The organism is Sphingobacterium nematocida, from assembly GCF_900168125.1.
GTDB classification, from domain to species: Bacteria; Bacteroidota; Bacteroidia; order Sphingobacteriales; family Sphingobacteriaceae; genus Sphingobacterium; species Sphingobacterium nematocida.
On sequence record NZ_FUZF01000010.1, the window covers coordinates 36,300 to 54,484 of the forward strand.

General features: G+C 41.5%; 14 protein-coding genes. 1 reads left to right on the forward strand and 13 read right to left on the reverse strand.

What is annotated here, in order from left to right:
- Positions 1-265: 265 nt before the first annotated feature.
- Positions 266-2,680: a S9 family peptidase gene (locus B5X76_RS11705; protein ID WP_079643299.1), complete on the forward strand. Its 2,415-nt coding sequence runs from the start codon at positions 266-268 to the stop codon at positions 2,678-2,680.
- Between the two features lie 39 nt (positions 2,681-2,719).
- Here B5X76_RS11705 and ilvA read toward each other — a convergent pair whose 3' ends face one another.
- The 13 genes from ilvA to B5X76_RS11770 form a co-directional block, all read right to left on the reverse strand.
- Positions 2,720-3,973, reverse strand: coding sequence for a threonine ammonia-lyase IlvA (gene ilvA, locus B5X76_RS11710; RefSeq protein ID WP_079643300.1), 1,254 nt, complete (start codon positions 3,971-3,973; stop codon positions 2,720-2,722).
- 126 nt (positions 3,974-4,099) lie between these two features.
- Entirely contained in the window at positions 4,100-5,254 is a 1,155-nt protein-coding gene (locus tag B5X76_RS11715; RefSeq protein ID WP_079643301.1) for a 2-isopropylmalate synthase, read from the reverse strand.
- A 159-nt stretch (positions 5,255-5,413) separates the two neighbouring features.
- Complete coding sequence (gene leuB / locus B5X76_RS11720; protein ID WP_079643302.1) at positions 5,414-6,487, reverse strand: 3-isopropylmalate dehydrogenase; 1,074 nt, start codon at positions 6,485-6,487, stop codon at positions 5,414-5,416.
- A 22-nt stretch (positions 6,488-6,509) separates the two neighbouring features.
- Entirely contained in the window at positions 6,510-7,955 is a 1,446-nt protein-coding gene (locus B5X76_RS11725; protein WP_079643303.1) for an ATP-binding cassette domain-containing protein, read from the reverse strand.
- A gap of 7 nt (positions 7,956-7,962) precedes the next feature.
- Positions 7,963-8,562 (reverse strand): 3-isopropylmalate dehydratase small subunit, encoded by a 600-nt coding sequence (gene leuD / locus B5X76_RS11730; protein WP_079643304.1) that lies wholly within the window; start codon positions 8,560-8,562, stop codon positions 7,963-7,965.
- Entirely contained in the window at positions 8,559-9,389 is an 831-nt protein-coding gene (locus B5X76_RS11735; protein WP_079643305.1) for a methyltransferase domain-containing protein, read from the reverse strand. The genes leuD and B5X76_RS11735 overlap by 4 nt, the downstream gene beginning before the upstream one ends.
- A gap of 22 nt (positions 9,390-9,411) precedes the next feature.
- Positions 9,412-10,815 carry a 3-isopropylmalate dehydratase large subunit gene (gene leuC / locus B5X76_RS11740; RefSeq protein WP_079643306.1) on the reverse strand — a complete coding sequence of 468 codons (1,404 nt, stop codon included), beginning with the start codon at positions 10,813-10,815 and terminating at the stop codon, positions 9,412-9,414.
- A gap of 99 nt (positions 10,816-10,914) precedes the next feature.
- Positions 10,915-12,396 (reverse strand): ketol-acid reductoisomerase, encoded by a 1,482-nt coding sequence (gene ilvC / locus B5X76_RS11745; protein WP_079643307.1) that lies wholly within the window; start codon positions 12,394-12,396, stop codon positions 10,915-10,917.
- Between the two features lie 39 nt (positions 12,397-12,435).
- On the reverse strand, positions 12,436-12,906 hold the full coding sequence (locus tag B5X76_RS11750; protein WP_079643308.1) for a DinB family protein: 471 nt from the start codon (positions 12,904-12,906) through the stop codon (positions 12,436-12,438).
- Between the two features lie 84 nt (positions 12,907-12,990).
- The gene (gene ilvN, locus B5X76_RS11755; RefSeq protein ID WP_079643309.1) at positions 12,991-13,581 is read right to left on the reverse strand and encodes an acetolactate synthase small subunit; all 591 of its coding nucleotides are present in this window, start codon (positions 13,579-13,581) and stop codon (positions 12,991-12,993) included.
- Between the two features lies 1 nt (position 13,582).
- On the reverse strand, positions 13,583-15,325 hold the full coding sequence (ilvB, locus tag B5X76_RS11760) for a biosynthetic-type acetolactate synthase large subunit (RefSeq protein ID WP_079643310.1): 1,743 nt from the start codon (positions 15,323-15,325) through the stop codon (positions 13,583-13,585).
- 88 nt (positions 15,326-15,413) lie between these two features.
- A complete protein-coding gene (ilvD, locus tag B5X76_RS11765; protein ID WP_079643311.1) occupies positions 15,414-17,114 on the reverse strand; it encodes a dihydroxy-acid dehydratase in 1,701 nt (566 codons plus the stop codon).
- Positions 17,098-17,988, reverse strand: coding sequence for a branched-chain amino acid transaminase (locus B5X76_RS11770; protein ID WP_079643404.1), 891 nt, complete (start codon positions 17,986-17,988; stop codon positions 17,098-17,100). The genes ilvD and B5X76_RS11770 overlap by 17 nt, the downstream gene beginning before the upstream one ends.
- Positions 17,989-18,185 lie beyond the last annotated feature (197 nt).

The following is an 18,185-nucleotide window of genomic DNA, read 5'->3' on the forward strand; positions in this document are numbered from 1 at the left end:
ACACTCTTCGAGCGAAGTCGTTCAAAATGCACGTGGTAGCAGGGGTTTTTGGGTAAATGCTTGAAAAGCAGTGATTAATCTATGTTGATAACTTTAAAAACGCTTTTGTCAACTTATTTCTACAACTTTAAAAACGTGATTTTTTTAGTGTTTTTTATGTCAAAAAAAAGATGTTCTTTGCTTGATTATGAAGAAAAATATGTATATTATATGTCGAATTTGTGCCTGTAAAATAAAACATAATAAATTTATAAACCAATACGTAATGAAGATAATTAACTTGTTTTTGTTTAATTTGATCGTATTATTCTTGGTGCCCAGTTTGAGGGCTAGTGCACAGGAGAATATTACATTTCAACAGCCTTCTCCAGAAATAATGGCACTGGCCGATTATGAGCGCCCGCCCGGCATTCGATTGAGTCCCGACAAAAAGTGGGTGTTATTTATGTATCGACCGACCTATAAGACACTGGAAGAATTGGGACAAGAAGAGTTGCGGTTGGCCGGATTAAGGATAAATGCTAAGGCTAGAATCTCAAGTACAGAGACCTACTTTAATAATCTCCGAATAAAATCTGTTGATGCAGGGCAGGAATATGCGATAAAGGGATTGCCAGAGAATTCGTTAATCGCTAATATTGATTATTCTCCAGACAGCAAGTACGTTACTTTCACCAATACAAATGACAGTGGATTATCGTTATGGGTTATTGATTTAATGACACAGACAGCCAAACAACTGACAGCGTATGATCTGAATGCAGTGCTTGATGCACCATACAAATGGACGCGAAATAGTGACCGTTTGTTGATCAGTAAACGACCTGCTGTGGCTAAGGACCTTATCGACCATAGTAAAGATCTGCCTAAAGGACCTGTAGTATCTACGAGCGATGGTAAGGTATCCCAGCTGCGTACTTACCAAGATTTGTTGAAAAATCCGCAGGACGAACAGGATTTTGAAACCCTAGCTACCTCTGAGCTTTTTTGGTTGAATCTGGCAGGTGCGCAGGAGAAGTTTCTGCCCGCAGGCATGTATACCCAAAGTTCTTTATCTCCTGACGGCAAGTATGTCCTTGTGTCATCGCTCAAAAAACCATTTTCTTATATAGTAGGCTATAGTTCATTTCCTCAAGAATCTTCTGTGTATGATGTTAATGGGACAATAATTAAAAGAGTAAATGAGACCCCGTTGTTGGAAATAGTACCTAAGGGTTTTTCTTCGACACGCGTAGGTAAGCGCTCCATGACATGGCGACTTGATAAGGCTGCTACTTTGTTCTTTGTGGAGGCGTTGGATGGTGGGGATGCAAATAAGCCTGCCGAATTCAGAGATGAGCTTTTTGTTTGGGACCTGCCTTTTGATCAAGAACCAAAGTCTTTAATGAAGCTACAGGATCGTTTCGCTGGCGTGATCTGGGGTAATGCTAATTATGCTTTAGTTTCTTCTCAGTGGTATGACACCCGCAATGTCAAAACATTTTTGTTAAATCCAGCTTCAGGGCATAATAAAGTGATCATCGATCGCAACAGTCAGGATGTCTATTCCAATCCAGGCAATGTCTTCCGCGATAAAAATGAGTTTGGAGTTTATACGATGTATATCAATAAAGACAGAGTTTACTTTGTAGGCGATGGCTTTACGAAAGTAGGAGAGTTCCCGTTTATAGATGAGTTAAATCTTAAGTCGCTGAAGAAGAATCGGATTTATGTGGCAAAGGAGTCCGATCTACAAGAGCGTATATCTCAAGTTATTGATATTACAAAGGGCGATATCTTAATCTCATTACAGTCGGCTACGCAATACCCTAACTTTTACCGTAAGAACATCAAAACCGGTAAACAGGCCGCGGTTACTAACATCGAAAATCCATTTAAATCTTTGGATAAGGTACATAAAGAAGTCTTGAATTATACCCGGAATGATGGAGTTGCCTTGTCTGGGACCCTGTATCTCCCTGCCGATTATGATAAGAAAGAAAAGCTTCCGTTATTGATTTGGGCTTACCCTCGTGAGTATAAAGACAAGAATACCGCGGGACAAAGTACTGCCAACCCTAAGGAGTTTACCTTTCCTGGGTATGGATCGTTTATCTATTGGGTATCCAAAGGCTATGCCGTCTTAGACAATGCTGCTTTCCCAATCGTAGGGGAGGGCAATCAAGAACCGAACGATACTTTTATCGGGCAACTCGTGGCCAATGCCGAAGCTGCTATAAATGCTGTAGACAAGCTCGGTTATATTGACCGTAAGAAGGTAGCGGTGGGAGGACATTCATATGGTGCTTTTATGACTGCTCACCTTTTATCTAATTCTAATCTTTTTGCGGCTGGTATAGCTCGTTCTGGAGCTTATAACAGGACGCTTACACCTTTTGGCTTTCAGAGTGAGCAACGCAATTTTTGGGATGATCCCCAGCTTTACATGACGATGTCCCCATTTATGAGTGCAGATCGTATGAAGACTCCGATGCTATTGGTACATGGTGCCGCAGATAATAACCCAGGTACATTTACCTTACAGACCGAGCGATACTTTCAGGCACTGAAAAATTTGGGTGCTCCGGTACGGATGGTTATTTTGCCAAGAGAGTCTCACGGCTATGCTGCCAAAGAAAATATCTTTCACCTTCTCTGGGAGCAGGATCAATTTCTGGAGAAATACCTGAAAGGCAAGTAGTGTTTAATAATAAAGGCTGCCCTAGGGCAGCCTTTATTATTAAACCAGATACTCGAAGAGGGTCTGATCCTTGTTGATTTCTATAAAGTCGAATTTATAAGCTTTTAATTTTTCAATGAACGTCGTGTAATCCTTTGGGTCATTAAGTTCGATTCCGATTAATGCTGGACCGCGTTCACGTTCTGTTTTCTTGATGTATTCAAAACGAGTGATATCATCTTTAGGTCCCAATACTTCTGCCACGAGCAGACGTAAAGCCCCAGGACGTTGTGGGAAGCGAACGATAAAGTAATGTTTAAATCCTTCGTATAGCAAGGACATTTCCTTGATCTCACTCATTCTGTCGATATCGTTATTTCCGCCAGACACGACACACACGACCTTTTTACCTTTGATTTCTTCTTTGTGAAAATCCAATGCAGCGATAGATAGTGCTCCTGCCGGCTCGACCACAATAGCATCTTTATTATAGAGTTCCAGTATGGTTGTACACACTTTCCCCTCAGGGATAGATTTGATACTATCCAGTACTTGACTACTAATCTCGTAATTCAGACTGCCTACTTTTTTTACAGCCGCGCCATCTACAAACTTGTTGATATGTTCCAGTTCAATCGGACCTCCATTTTGGATCGCGGCCTGCATGGAAGGGGCACCTTCAGGTTCTACACCGTACACTTTAGTATGAGGTGTATTCTTTTTGATGTGATATCCTACTCCCGAAGAAAGACCTCCACCACCTATAGGTAAGATGATGGCATCAAGATCGGGTAGGTCTTCAAGTATTTCAACTGCTACGGTGCCCTGTCCTTCGATGATTTTAAGATCATCAAAAGGCGGGATGAAGGTCATGTTATGCTCTTGGGCATATTCCAGAGCTCCTTTTTGACAATCGTCAAACGTATCGCCTACTAGGATGATTTCAATATTCCCGTTTCCCCACATTTCCGTTTGTGTTATTTTTTGGCGTGGAGTAGGCCCTGGCATAAATATAACACCTTTAATATCTAGTCTTTTACAGGAAAAAGCAACGCCTTGAGCGTGATTGCCCGCACTAGCGCATACAACACCACGCGCACGTTCTTCATCTGTAAGACTGCTTATTTTATTGAACGCGCCACGCAATTTGTACGATCGAACCACTTGAAGGTCTTCCCGTTTTAGGTAAATATCTGCACCATATTTTTCAGAAAGATGCAGGTTATATTGCAAAGGTGTGCGTGTTACTACATCCTTTAAGCGGGCCTTCGCCTGCAAGCAATTTATAGGTAAAGTAGCTAAATCCAAGCTCATTTTTATGAATTCGTTTGTTTAGGTGATTGTATTATAAAAATAGGCGAAGCAATAATGCAGAGCTATTTTTAGATAAAAGAACAAGGGCAGATTTGTCCGTAACTGTTTTGCCCTTGCTCTTTTGTCCTATTTCATCAACGAGAGTAAGTCTTCGTCGTTAATGTCTTTTTTTGCATCGGCCAATGTTAAGAAACGTTCATATGTACTAGCAAGACTATCCTTATCGAGGTGATGACCAAGACGCTCCAAGTGATGCTTTAAGGCATGACGTCCCGAACGTGCTGTTAAGATGATATCTGCCTCTTCCAGACCGACATCTTCCGGACGTATGATTTCGTAGTTTTCACGATGCTTTAAGAAGCCATCCTGATGAATGCCCGAGCTGTGTGCAAATGCATTTCGTCCCACAATAGCCTTATTGGGCTGTACAGGCATATTCATCATATCTGATACCTTTCTAGAAAGGTAAGTAAACATCTTACTGTTAATATTGGATGTTAATCCTCCAAACGTCTGATTATGCACCTTTAAGATCATTGCGACTTCTTCCAAAGAAGTATTCCCTGCACGCTCGCCTATACCGTTAATAGTACATTCTACCTGACGAGCGCCATTTTGAATAGCAGCAATAGAATTCGCAGTTGCCAGACCTAAGTCGTTATGACAATGCGCCGAGATAATAGCCTGATCAATGTTGCTTACATGTTCTGTCAGGTACTTAATCTTAGCACCATATTGGTCTGGTAAGCAATAGCCATTTGTATCAGGTATATTCACGACGGTAGCTCCTGCTCCAATGACAGCTTCTACCATCTTCGCTAAAAATTCCAAATCAGCACGTCCGGCATCCTCTGCATAAAACTCCACATCCTCTACGTAAGATTTAGCGTGTTTTACAGCTGCAACAGCCCTTTCCAGAATTTCCTCTCGAGTACTATTGAATTTATATTTAATATGCATATCCGATGAACCTATACCGGTATGGATACGAGGGCGCTTGGCAAATTTTAAAGCTTCGGCCGCGACATCGATATCATTTTTGTTGGCGCGGGTCAAAGCACAGATGATAACATCATTTACGGCTTTGGAAAGCTCTACCACCGATTGAAAATCTCCCGGGCTAGAGACCGGAAAGCCTGCTTCAATAATATCGACACCTAGGTTTTCTAGATCTTTTGCTATTTCGATTTTTTCCGTAGTTGTCAATTGACAACCAGGAACCTGCTCGCCATCACGTAATGTCGTGTCGAAAATGTATAAGTGATTAGGATCGTGTAACATAATTTTTTAATTAAAAAGTTAAAATTAAAAAGGCAAAAGCCTATTTATTTATTCCTATTGCTTGTTTTTTAGTGTACATGAAAAATTGCGTAACGGAAAACGGAACTATAAGATCAACATTCGTGCGTTTACCATTTTTTAATTTTTACTTCTACCTTTTTATTTTAAGTACGTAAGTACCTTTTGTCCCATTTCATTTGTTCCCAAGATCTGATCCTTAGGTGTGTCGCTGTTTGCAATGTCCCCTGTTCTCCATCCCGCTTTCAAGGTGTCTGCAACAGCTGTTGTTACTGCTTTCGCTTCATCCTGTAGGCCAAATGCGATATCCAACATTAGAGCGGCCGAAAGAATAGAAGCCAATGGATTTGCTTTGTTCTGACCTGCGATGTCGTGGGCAGATCCGTGTATCGGTTCAAAAAAACCTGTCCCATCACCTATAGATGCAGAAGCAAGCATACCCATAGAACCTGCTATCTGAGAGGCCTCGTCCGTCAGGATATCACCGAAAAGGTTTGCCGTAAGAACTACGTCAAATTTTTTCGGGTTTTTAACCAACTGCATCGCGGCATTGTCGATAAACATGTGTTCTGTCTCTACATCTGGATATTCGGCTGAAATTTCCTGAACCACTTCTCTCCAAAGGCGAGACGTTTCTAGTACATTGGCTTTGTCTACAGAGCACAATTTTTTGCCGCGTGTGCGAGCTGCTTCATAAGCTTTTCGCGCAATACGTTCCACCTCATAACGGTTGTAATTCATTAAGTCTGAAGCAAAGGTATTATCCTCATTACGCTTTTTCTCTCCGAAATAGACATCTCCGGTCAGCTCACGAAAGAATAAGATATCCGTTCCACGTAACACCTCAGGCTTTAAGCTCGAAGCGTCCAGTAGTTCATCAAATAATAAGATGGGGCGTAAGTTGGCGTATAGGCCTAGCTCCTTACGGATTTTAAGAAGCCCTTGCTCCGGGCGTACCTTTGCTGAAGGGTCATTGTCATACTTAGCATGTCCTATGGCGCCAAAAAGAATTGCGTCAGAAGATTTTGCTTTTTCTAATGTTTCATCAGGAAGCGGGTTGCCTGTGGCTTCTATAGCCGTATGCCCCATTATAGCCTCGTCAAAAACAAATTCATGATTATATTTTTGAGCAACAGTTTCTAAGACTTGCTTGCCCCATGTTGTGACTTCTTGTCCAATTCCATCACCTGGAATAATTAGAATATTTTTCTTCATTATATTTTCGTTACGCTCGTTTTTACAATATTGCGTTTTCCTTTTCTAAATAGCTTTCTTGTTTTATGTTGTATGTTGTCGTTTTGACTTCGCCTTTTTCCAAAACCAATCTATGGTCAATACAGCTAGGTAACTGACTTTCATAATGCCCTACATAAATAAGGGTAGTGCCGTGTTGAGCGAGCTCATCGATGACGGCATTAAAGTAACTCGTCTGCGCTGCATCTAGCCCCTGACAAGGTTCATCCAACACCAGTAGGGGAGGATTCTTGATGATAGTACGCGCTAATAATGCTAAGCGCTGTTGACCGAGTGGGAGATGTTGTAGTTTTTGATTTTTGAAGGCGGTCAATCCAAAGAACTCCAAGAGCTCTTCAATCTGTTGTTTCTCCTGAAATTTAACATCTACAAACCATCCTATGCTGTCGTAAAAGCCGGAGGCAAGCGTGTGCCATACCGTTGCGTTCTGGTCAAAGTACCAGTGCATCTCCGGCGAGATGATACCTATTTTCTTCTTGATATCCCAAATGCTCTCACCTGTGCCTCTCTTTTGGTCAAACAGATGAATATCTAGCCCATAGGACTGCGGATGATCTCCGTTGATGAGGCTCAATAAGGTGGATTTGCCCGAGCCATTTGGACCTTGCAATAACCATTTTTCACCAGTTTTAACCTCCCAGGATATGTTTTTCAAAATTTCTTTTTCCCCATAGCGTATAGAGACGTCATGGAGTTTTGCTATATGCGTATAGTCATGTCGAGGTGCTGAAGCCAGAAAATCAGGAAGCTTCATTATTATTCTTTCTGGATTTTTGGACAATAGCTCGGGACTATCCACCTGTTCTATTTTACCCTCTACGATATGAACAAAGCGATTTATAGCGCGTGGTAACTGACTATCATTGCTGATTAAGATAAGCTGTACTCCCGTTGTGGCAAGATCATCCAGCCAATCGTTTAAAATAATTCGAGATTGCGCATCTAGTCCGGTATAAGGTTCATCAATAATCAATAGCTCGGGCTTGGACCATAAACCCTTTATAAGCTGCAGTTTCTTGTGTTCCCCACTTGAGAGCTCGATAAGTTGTGACTGTAACGTGTCCTTGAACCCAAAATCCACGATTCGGTCCTGTATGTCAGAAAGATCGAGATTTTCCCTTTGGGCATGGTGTTCCAGCTCGGCCAATACCGTCAAAGTATCATGGCCCTGGTGTCTATTATAGCGTTGCTGATAATAGAAATTGCGATCTCCCTCCAGATTGGTAAATTGGTACCAGTTGGAGATATACAGAGCTTTTGCAGGATTAGCCTCTGCAAAAGCCTTTGCTAGTGTCGTCTTTCCAGATCCACTTTCCCCGCCCAGAAGATAATGTTCACCTTTATTTAATACCCAAGTGAGACCATTCAATACTTTTTTATTCTGGTATTGAATCGTTAAATCCTGAATGTACACAAAGGGCTCTTTCATCTATCCGTTAGTAAAAGGAAAAAGGTCTAGTTTGTTCAAACGCTTCTACTTCTTTGGTATGACTTAGAATGAAATCGATGTCATCATAGCCATTGATCAAGCAAGATTTTTTGTACGGGTTTATTTCAAACTCAAACGTATCACCTGTTGCCAATAGTGTTACGGTTTGTTTTTCCAGATCTACTTGAATCTCAGTTGCGGGATCAGCGAATACCGTAGCGAATATTTTTTCTAAAAACTCTTCAGGTACAGTAATCGGTAATACACCATTGTTGAGGGCATTACCTTTGAAGATGTCGGCAAAGAACGAACTGATTACAACATTGAAACCGTAATCCTCTATGGCCCATGCTGCGTGCTCACGGGATGATCCACAGCCAAAGTTCTTGCCTGCAACTAGTACTTTGCCTGCAAATGTAGGATCGTTTAATACGAAGTCTGCCTTCGGCTGATCATCCCCATCAAAACGCCAGTCACGGAATAAGTTATTTCCGAAACCTTCACGTGTCGTTGCTTTCAAGAAACGAGCAGGGATGATTTGATCGGTATCAATATTTTCAATAGGTAATGGAACTACCTTTGAAGTTAGTTTTTCAAATTTTTTCATCTGTTTATATTTAGTACGGCTCTTACTTCTCTAAGTTTTAATGTCATACTTTGTGCTTCGTTGTCTGCCCAGTTATTGTAGTCCTCAATTGCCTCTAGACGATTCTCATCGCTGATATACCCTTCATCCACCATCTGTTTCGAATTGGCTACATTGGACCATATTTTAATTTTAGCCTTGTGCGAAGGGGTACTACTCTCGTAATGTTCATCCGCATTGAAAACCTCAATCTGATCAAAGCCATGTTCTTCAAGTATATCTGCGATATCAAATCCAATTCTATTATTCATTCCTGCGTCTTTGCGCCACATTAAGAACATATTGTAGAAATTTTGCATACTCTTAGGTATTTTGGGCGTCCAATCAATCATTTCATGATTATAATCAAGGATCGAGATCTGACCGTTAGGCTTTAATAGCATTTTGATCTTGTCAACAGCTTTTCCGATTGTCGAAATCCATTGAAAAGTCCGTGCAGACACAATTAAATCAAATTTTTCCTCCGAATCAAAATCAAGCACATCGCAATGAATCAATTCTAGGTTTTGAATGTCGGAGTATAAATTCTGACCTTCGGTTACAAAGGATGCGGTATTGTCAATACCAACAACATGTCCAGTAGGACCAACTCTATTAGCAATATCTTTGGTGATGGCTCCTGTTCCACAACCGATATCTAAAACACGAAGACCAGGCCTTAAAGCAGTCATTAGCGTGCGATAATCATGCTCCAGAGATCTTTGGTTAAAGATATTGTTGGCAGACTGGGATTCCCGATGAATCACCTTATTTTGAGATACTTCTACTGTTTGGCAAATACGACACATTTTTTCTTACGTCCTCCGCGATCTATATTAATTCCCTTACATCTACGACTTTTCCCGTAATAGCTGCTGCTGCTGCTGTTAGTGGGCTCACCAGCATCGTACGCGCGTTAGGGCCTTGGCGGCCTTCAAAGTTGCGGTTCGATGTTGATACACAGTATTTTCCTGCGGGAATTTTATCTTCATTCATACCCAGACATGCCGAACATCCTGGCTCACGCAGTTGGAAGCCAGCTGCTTCAAATACTTTATCGATACCTTCTGCTTTCGCTTGTGCTTCGACTTGCTTCGAGCCCGGTACGATCCATACCTCTACACCTGCTGCTTTCTGTTTACCTTTTATAAATTCGGCTACCTGACGTAAGTCCTCGATGCGTGAGTTTGTACAGCTGCCTATAAAAACATAATCCACAGGCTTATTCAAGACCTGTTCGCCATCGTGAAAGCCCATATAATCTAGTGCCTTCTGGTACGATGGACGCTCGTTATCCGGTTGAGATACCGTAGTTGGGATCCTTTCGGTAACACCTATCCCCATTCCAGGGTTAGTACCGTAGGTAATCATAGGTTGGATATCCGCAGCCTCAAAAGTTAATACCGAATCAAAGTTAGCATCTTCATCCGAATACAGAGTCGACCAGTAAGATACTGCTTTATCCCAATCCTCTCCGTCAGCTGATGGGGCAAATTCTCTGCCTTTAATATAGTCAAAAGTCGTTTGATCCGGAGCTATAAGTCCACCTCTTGCACCCATCTCGATACTCATGTTACACACTGTCATACGGCCTTCCATACTCAGTGAGCGGATTGCAGAACCCGCAAATTCCACAAAGTAACCTGTACCACCAGCAGCAGTAGTTTTTGAAATGACGTATAGAATAATATCCTTCGCACTTACGCCTTTACCTAGTTGTCCATTGATTTCGATTTTCATGGTTTTAGGTTTTTGCAGCAGTAGACACTGCGTGGCAAATACCTGTTCTACCTGAGATGTGCCTATACCAAATGCAATAGCACCAAAAGCACCGTGTGTAGAGGTATGACTATCACCACATACCATGGTTTTTCCAGGTAGTGTGATGCCTAGTTCAGGTCCGATAACATGTACAATACCCTGATAAGGATGTCCCAAACCATATAGTTCTATTCCAAATTCTTTGCAGTTTTTGGTTAACATATCCACTTGATAGCGTGATAGTTCTTCTTTGATTGGCAGGTGTTGATTTAAAGTTGGGACATTGTGATCAGCCGTAGCGACGGTTTGTTTCGGACGAAACACCGGGAGGCCTCTCTTGCGTAGCCCGTCAAAGGCCTGAGGCGACGTTACCTCATGGATAAGATGGGTGTCGATATACAATATATCAGGAAACCCTTCTTGCTGCTTGACGACATGCGCATCCCAAATTTTTTCTACTAGTGTTTTTCCCATTTTCTCTCTTTCTCTATTATAAGTTGTAATTTTAAAATGAGGATGAATTATAATATTTATAATTTCATCCTCATCGTGTGCATTAAAATTACGAAAATTTTAAATTGTTTTAATGGCTTTCATTGCAGTCATTGCTTTACGCAATTCGCGACCGACTCTCTCAACAGGGTGGTTGCGTAACACCTCATTGATTTGAACCAGTTTTACATTATCTACACCGCTGTCTTTTCCGCTGTTAAAATCTTTTCCGACTACATCGGTATCGATTTTTGTCATAAAGTCTTTTAACAATGGTTTACAAGCTTGATCGAATAAGTAACAACCGTATTCCGCAGTATCTGAGATGACACGATTCATTTCAAATAATTTTTTACGAGCGATTGTATTAGCGATCAAAGGTGTTTCGTGCAGAGACTCATAGTATGCTGATTCCGGTTTAATACCAGCTTCAACCATGGTTTCAAAAGCTAGCTCTACACCAGCTCTCACAAAAGCAACCATTAAGAGGTAGTTGTCAAAGTACTCTTGTTCGGTGATTTTGACATCACCAGCAGCAGTTTTTTCAAAGGCAGTTTCTCCTGTTTCAGCTCTCCATTTCAATAGGTTGGCATCACCATTGGACCAGTCCTCCATCATCGTCTTACTGAATTCGCCAGACATGATGTCGTCCTGATGTTTTTGGAATAAAGGGCGCATAATGTCTTTTAGCTCCTCAGAAAGTTCAAAAGCTTTCACTTTTGCAGGATTACTTAAGCGATCCAACATACCGCTTACTCCACCATGCTTTAAAGCCTCAGTGATTACCTCTACACCATATTGTACCAGTTTAGAAGCATAACCAGCATCGATACCTTTTTCGATCATTTTATCGAAAGAAAGGATAGAACCTGTCTGCAATAATCCACAAAGGATTGTCTGTTCGCCCATAAGGTCAGATTTTACCTCTGCTACGAAAGAAGATTTTAATACACCTGCACGATGTCCACCTGTACCTACACAGTAAGCTTTAGCCTCAGGCCATCCCTTACCTTGTGGATCATTCTCTGGGTGTACAGCTATTAGGGTTGGTACCCCAAAACCTCTCAGGTATTCTGCACGCACCTCTGATCCAGGGCACTTAGGTGCCACCATGATTACCGTGATATCTTTACGGATCTGCATGCCTTCTTCAACGATATTGAAACCGTGTGAGTAAGAAAGTGTAGCACCTTGTTTCATCAACGGCATTACTGCATTGACTACAGATGTATGTTGTTTATCGGGAGTTAGATTAATGACAAGATCCGCTGTTGGGATTAACTCTTCGTAGGTACCTACTGTAAAGTTATTATCTGTTGCATTTTTCCAAGAGTCTCTTTTTTGTTCAATAGCTTCTTTGCGTAAAGCGTAAGATACATCAAGTCCACTGTCTCTAAGGTTCAATCCTTGGTTTAAACCTTGTGCACCCGCACCTACAATTACGATTTTTTTACCTTTTAAAGCGTCCACACCATCCGCAAACTCGGACGAATTCATGAATTCTGCAATACCTAATTGGTTCAATTGCTCTCTAAGCGGTAACGTGTTGAAATAATTTGCCATTGTTTTTACTATTTAAAGTTTTTCTTTGTTTAGATTTAGTTATTTGTTGTTGATTATTCGGTTTTGTGCTATAGCGTATCCATAGTGTAGATTATCATGCCCCGCAGACAATTGGATTATTTCTTCGATAGTCGACATGGTTTCTTTGTACGTATCAGTAGCGAATGGAGTAATCTCTTTAAAGACCTCTGCTTTGTAATCTTTTTCTATTTGTTGGATAGTGGTTATTGCAAGTTGTTTTAGATCATCTACTTCTTCTTGAGTGACCGTATAGCTTGGTTTCGAGCCCTTAACGTACGACTTGAGATATTTTACCATAGAGATGTCAGCACTTACCCCACTTCTTAAATAGCACAATGCCGGTGCGACTACGACGATATGGCCAAAATTCCATATGATGTTGTTATTGAAACCCGCTGGAATCTCATTAAGTTGTTCTAAGGTCAAGCTGTCAATCAGTTGAATGAAAGCTTTACGTGTCTGCAGTATAAATTTAAATGTATTTTCCATGTTGTATATAAGTGATGTTGTTATCGAGTTATCATGTGATGTAGTTATAACTATATGACGCTGTAACCTTGTAACTTTATAACCTTACATCGTAAATACTTGATCCTGTTGGTCTAAAAACTCGTTCTCTACAATTTCTGGAGCTGGTTCCTCACGTTCAAACTGTTTTAGTTTGGCGTGAAACCCAGCACTGTCTTTGATAATTGCAATACGTGCCCCTCTGACAAATTCGATTAGGCCGTATTTTGTTAGTTCTTGTGTCAATCGATCGATCTCTTCCCGGTGACCTGCTGTCTCAAAGACAATATAGTCTGGACGGATCACAACCACATTAGCACCATATTGACGCAACAAGCGCTCCACGTAAACTTTCTCGTTGACTACATCTGCCGGTACTTTGTATAAAGCCTGCTCTTGCCATATCAACTCCTCATTGGTATTGAAGTAGGCTTTTAAGACTTCGACTTGTTTCTCAATCTGACGGCACAGTTTGCGTACCACCTCTTCGCCTTCTGATATTAGGATGGTAAAGCGGTGTATGCCTTCTACTTCTGAAGGAGAAGTGTTTAAGCTTTCTATGTTGATTTTACGACGAGAGAATATATTCGAGATACGGCCGATCATACCAATCGAATTCTCTGTATATATTGTGATGGTAAATTCTTGTTTTTCCATTTTATTTTAATCTTATTTCTGAGACACTCGTCCCTTGTGCAACCATAGGGAAAACATTATTCTCTTTTCCTACCATCACTTCCAATAAGTAGGAGCTATCGTGGTTCAACATTGTTTCCAATGCCGCACGAAGGTCTTTACGTTCAGAGACTTTATTTCCCTCGATATAATATCCTTTTGCTACAGCAACGAAGTCAGGGCTGGTGATGTTTACAAAGGAGTAACGTTTGTCGTTAAACAACTGCTGCCATTGACGTACCATACCAAGAAATTGATTGTTCAGGATCAATATCTTAACCTTCGCTCCAAATTGCATGATAGTGCCCAGTTCCTGTATTGTCATCTGAAAACCACCATCACCAATGATAGCGATGACGTCGCGATCGGGCGCACCATACCAAGCTCCAATAGCCGCAGGTAGTCCGAATCCCATAGTGCCGAGTCCGCCAGAGGTAACGTTTGATTTCGATTGGTTGAACTTCGCATAACGACAGGCAATCATTTGGTGCTGACCAACATCGGTCGCTATGATAGCATTTCCTCCGGTTAGTTCGTTTAATACATTGACGACTTCACCCATGGTTAGTACGTCACCTTTCGGATTTAATTCGTCTTGGATTACTTCTTTAATTTCTTCTTTCTCTAGTTCGCGGAATTGTTGTAACCACGCTGTATGATCGCCTTTATTGATCAGTTCAGTCAATAACGGTAATGTCTCCTTACAGTCGCCCCATACTGGAACAGTAGTTTTTACATTTTTGTCTATTTCGGCAGGATCTATATCCAAGTGTACCACTTTTGCTTGCTTGGCATACTTATCAAGACGTCCCGTAACACGGTCATCAAATCGCATTCCGACAGCAATCAGTACATCACATTCGTTGGTCATTACATTGGGAGCATAATTTCCATGCATACCCAACATTCCTACGTGTAGCGGATGGTCGGTTTCCAAGGCACTTAATCCCATGACCGTTGTCGCGGAAGGTAAGCCCCCTTTTTCGATAAAGGACTTGAACTCTTGCTCAGCCTTTCCGAGTATGATGCCTTGTCCAAAGAGAACAAACGGTTTCTTTGCTGCATTGATTACTTCGGCAGCTTTTTGTATATATTCTTTCCTTACGATAGGAGCTGGACGGTAGGAACGGATATGTGTACATTTCTCATAACCTAAATAGTCGAATAGCTCTATTTGCGCATTTTTAGTAATATCGATTAATACTGGGCCTGGTCTCCCGGTGTTAGCGACATAAAAAGCTTTAGCTAGTGCGGTAGGGATTTCGGATGCTTCTGTTACCTGGTAACTCCATTTAGTGACCGGAGAGGTAATGTTGATAACATCAGTTTCCTGAAAAGCGTCTGTTCCTAATAGAGACGCAAACACCTGTCCGGTAATGCAGACGATAGGGTTACTATCAATCATGGCATCTGCTAAACCTGTGACCAGATTTGTTGCGCCCGGACCACTCGTTGCAAAAGCTACACCTACACGTCCTGATGTACGTGCATACCCCTGTGCAGCATGAATTCCACCTTGCTCATGGCGTACCAAGATATGCTTCAATCGATCATTGTAATCATACAATGCATCATAAATCGGCATAATGGCGCCACCCGGATAGCCAAATACGGTATCCACACCTTCGTGGATTAAGGCCTCCAATACCGCTTGTGAGCCGGTTAATTGGGACACTGCCGTAGTAGTTTGGTTGTCCTTTGTTTCGGTTTTTTCCAGTGTACTCATTTTTATTTAAGTCAAAAGTTAAAAGTAAAAAGTCAAAAATTGAGTCGACGTATTACTTTTTTAATTTTTAATTTTTCTCTTTTTAATTCTATAGGTCTGTTACACAGCCTTGCGAAGCATTCGCTACTGTTTTAGCATATTTATACAAAACACCTTTGCTCACCTTTAGAGCAGGTTGTTTCCAAGCACTACGGCGTTCTGCTATTATTTCATCAGAGACCTTTAGACTTATAGTGTTGTTCACCGCGTCGATTTCGATAGTATCATCGTCTTGTACGAGTCCGATAAGTCCGCCTTCGTATGCTTCGGGCGTAATATGACCCACCACAAAACCGTGTGTACCTCCAGAAAATCTGCCATCAGTAATCAAGGCTACAGAATTGCCAAGGCCAGCACCGATAATTAGGGCTGTCGGTTTGAGCATCTCGGGCATACCTGGAGCCCCTTTAGGTCCTTCGTTTTTAATGACAATAACATCTCCCGGTTTGATACGGCCCGAAGAAACCCCCGCTACGAGGTCGTGCTCTCCATCAAACACACGGGCAGGGCCAACAAATTTTTCGCCCTCTTTTCCCGATATCTTAGCGACAGAACCCTGCTCAGCAAGATTTCCATACAATATCTGTAAATGCCCAGTTTGCTTGATAGGCTTGTTTAGGGGCTGTATGATAGGCTGTTCATGGTCCATGATCGATTTGACATCTTCGAGATTCTCGGCAAGCGTTTTTCCCGTTACGGTCAAGCATTCGCCATGTAATAAGCCTTCATTCAACAAGTATTTTAATACAGCAGGTACGCCTCCATAGTTGTGCAGATCCTGCATGAGGTATTTTCCCGAAGGCTTTAAGTCGGCTAATACCGGAGTCTCATCTGACATACGTTGGAAGTCGTCTGGCGTGATCTCTACACCCACTGCGTGGCCCATAGCTATAAAATGTAAGACAGCATTTGTCGAACCACCAAGTATTACGATGGTACGGATGGCGTTTTCAAAAGCCTTTCGCGTCATGATATCCGAAGGTTTTATATCTTTTTCTAATAGAATACGGATATATTTCCCTGCTTCTAGACATTCTTTTTTCTTTTCTTCTGATACCGCTGGATTGGAAGACGAGTAGGGTAGACTCATACCCAATGCTTCAATTGCAGAAGCCATCGTGTTTGCCGTATACATACCGCCACAAGCACCAGCGCCAGGACAGGTATGACGTATCACACCATCATAGTCTTCATCTGATATTGTTCCTGCAATTTTTTTTCCCAACGCTTCAAAGGCCGATACAATATTCAATTCTTCCCCCTTGTAGTGGCCAGGAGCGATTGTCCCTCCGTATACCATGATAGCAGGACGGTTCAAGCGACCCATTGCCATGATAGCACCGGGCATGTTTTTGTCACATCCAGGGATAGCTACAACACCATCATAGTACTGTCCACCGCAGATTGTCTCAATACTGTCGGCGATGACATCTCTCGATACCAATGAATAACGCATACCATCGGTACCATTGCTCATCCCATCACTGACACCGATAGTACCAAAAGTTAACCCCACAAGGTCATTGGCCCATATACCTTTTTTAACAATTTGTGCAAGATCATTTAAATGCATGTTGCAGGTATTACCATCGTATCCCATACTGGCAATACCGACTTGAGCTTTGTCCATATCGGCATCGGTAAGGCCGATCCCGTACAACATTGCTTTGGCCGCGGGTTGTGTTTCGTCCTGCGTGAATATTCTACTGTACTTGTTTAATGCTTTTTCGTTATCAGATGATGACTTCATAATTTTCTTGTTCTAAAACTAAGTTTTTATATTTTCTTTGGATAGATGAACCTATGCTATGTTCCCAGTCCTCTTTATAGATGACATGGTCTACTTGTTTGATCCCAATAATTTCAGCAGCAGTTCCGCTTAGAAAGGCAGAGTCTGCACCATATATATCCTGGATCGTTAATTTTTTTTCAATAATGTCAAACCCTAATTCTTTACATATATTAATGACAGTCTGACGGGTGATTCCTGGAAATACATTGTCTAAAGGAGGCGTATATATCTTAAAATCTTTCTCGATAAAGATATTCTCGCTTGATGCTTGAGCTACAAACCCTTCTCTATCCAGTAAAAGCGCTTCGTCAAAGCCATGACGTAGGGCTTCACTTGTAGCTAGTATTGAGTTTATATATTGTCCGGAGGCCTTTGCTTCAATAGGAAAGGATTTTGGATTCGGACGTTCAATAGTAGAGATATTAACCCTAAGCAGATTCTGTCCCAGATAAGGTCCCCATTCCCAGGCTGCGATCATGATGTTAGCCTGTTCCGAAGGAGTGAGATGCATGTTTGATCCCGAAAAGACCAAGGGTCTGATGTAGGCCGATCTTAGGTTGTTCGTCTCTAGCAGTTCATAGCTCTTTTCTATGAGCGTACGGTTGTCCCAGTTGTAAGGCAATCTAATAGCCTCGCAGGATTTTCTTAAACGTTCGAAGTGCGCTTCGGCTTTAAATATACGAGTTCCATTGTGTGTGTTGTAAGCACGCAGCCCTTCAAAGGCACCATAACCGTAATGCAAGGATTGACCAAATAGGTCAACACCAGCTTGATTCGCTTTCACAAATTCGCCGTTAAGATAGACTAATGTATTCTGATTATAGTATTGCATAGGCTTGCCCATTTATTCACTTCCTCAAGTTAGCTCGATTTAAAATTTTATACAATAGGCAAATAGAGTATTTTGAAAAAGTTTATTATTTTATGTTGTTTTTATTTTTGTTTTACTCTAATCTTGTTTGTTGTATTTTTCAGAATTTTATTTTGTTGAACGTGAACCCGAATTAAAATTGGTTCATTTTTTAAGGT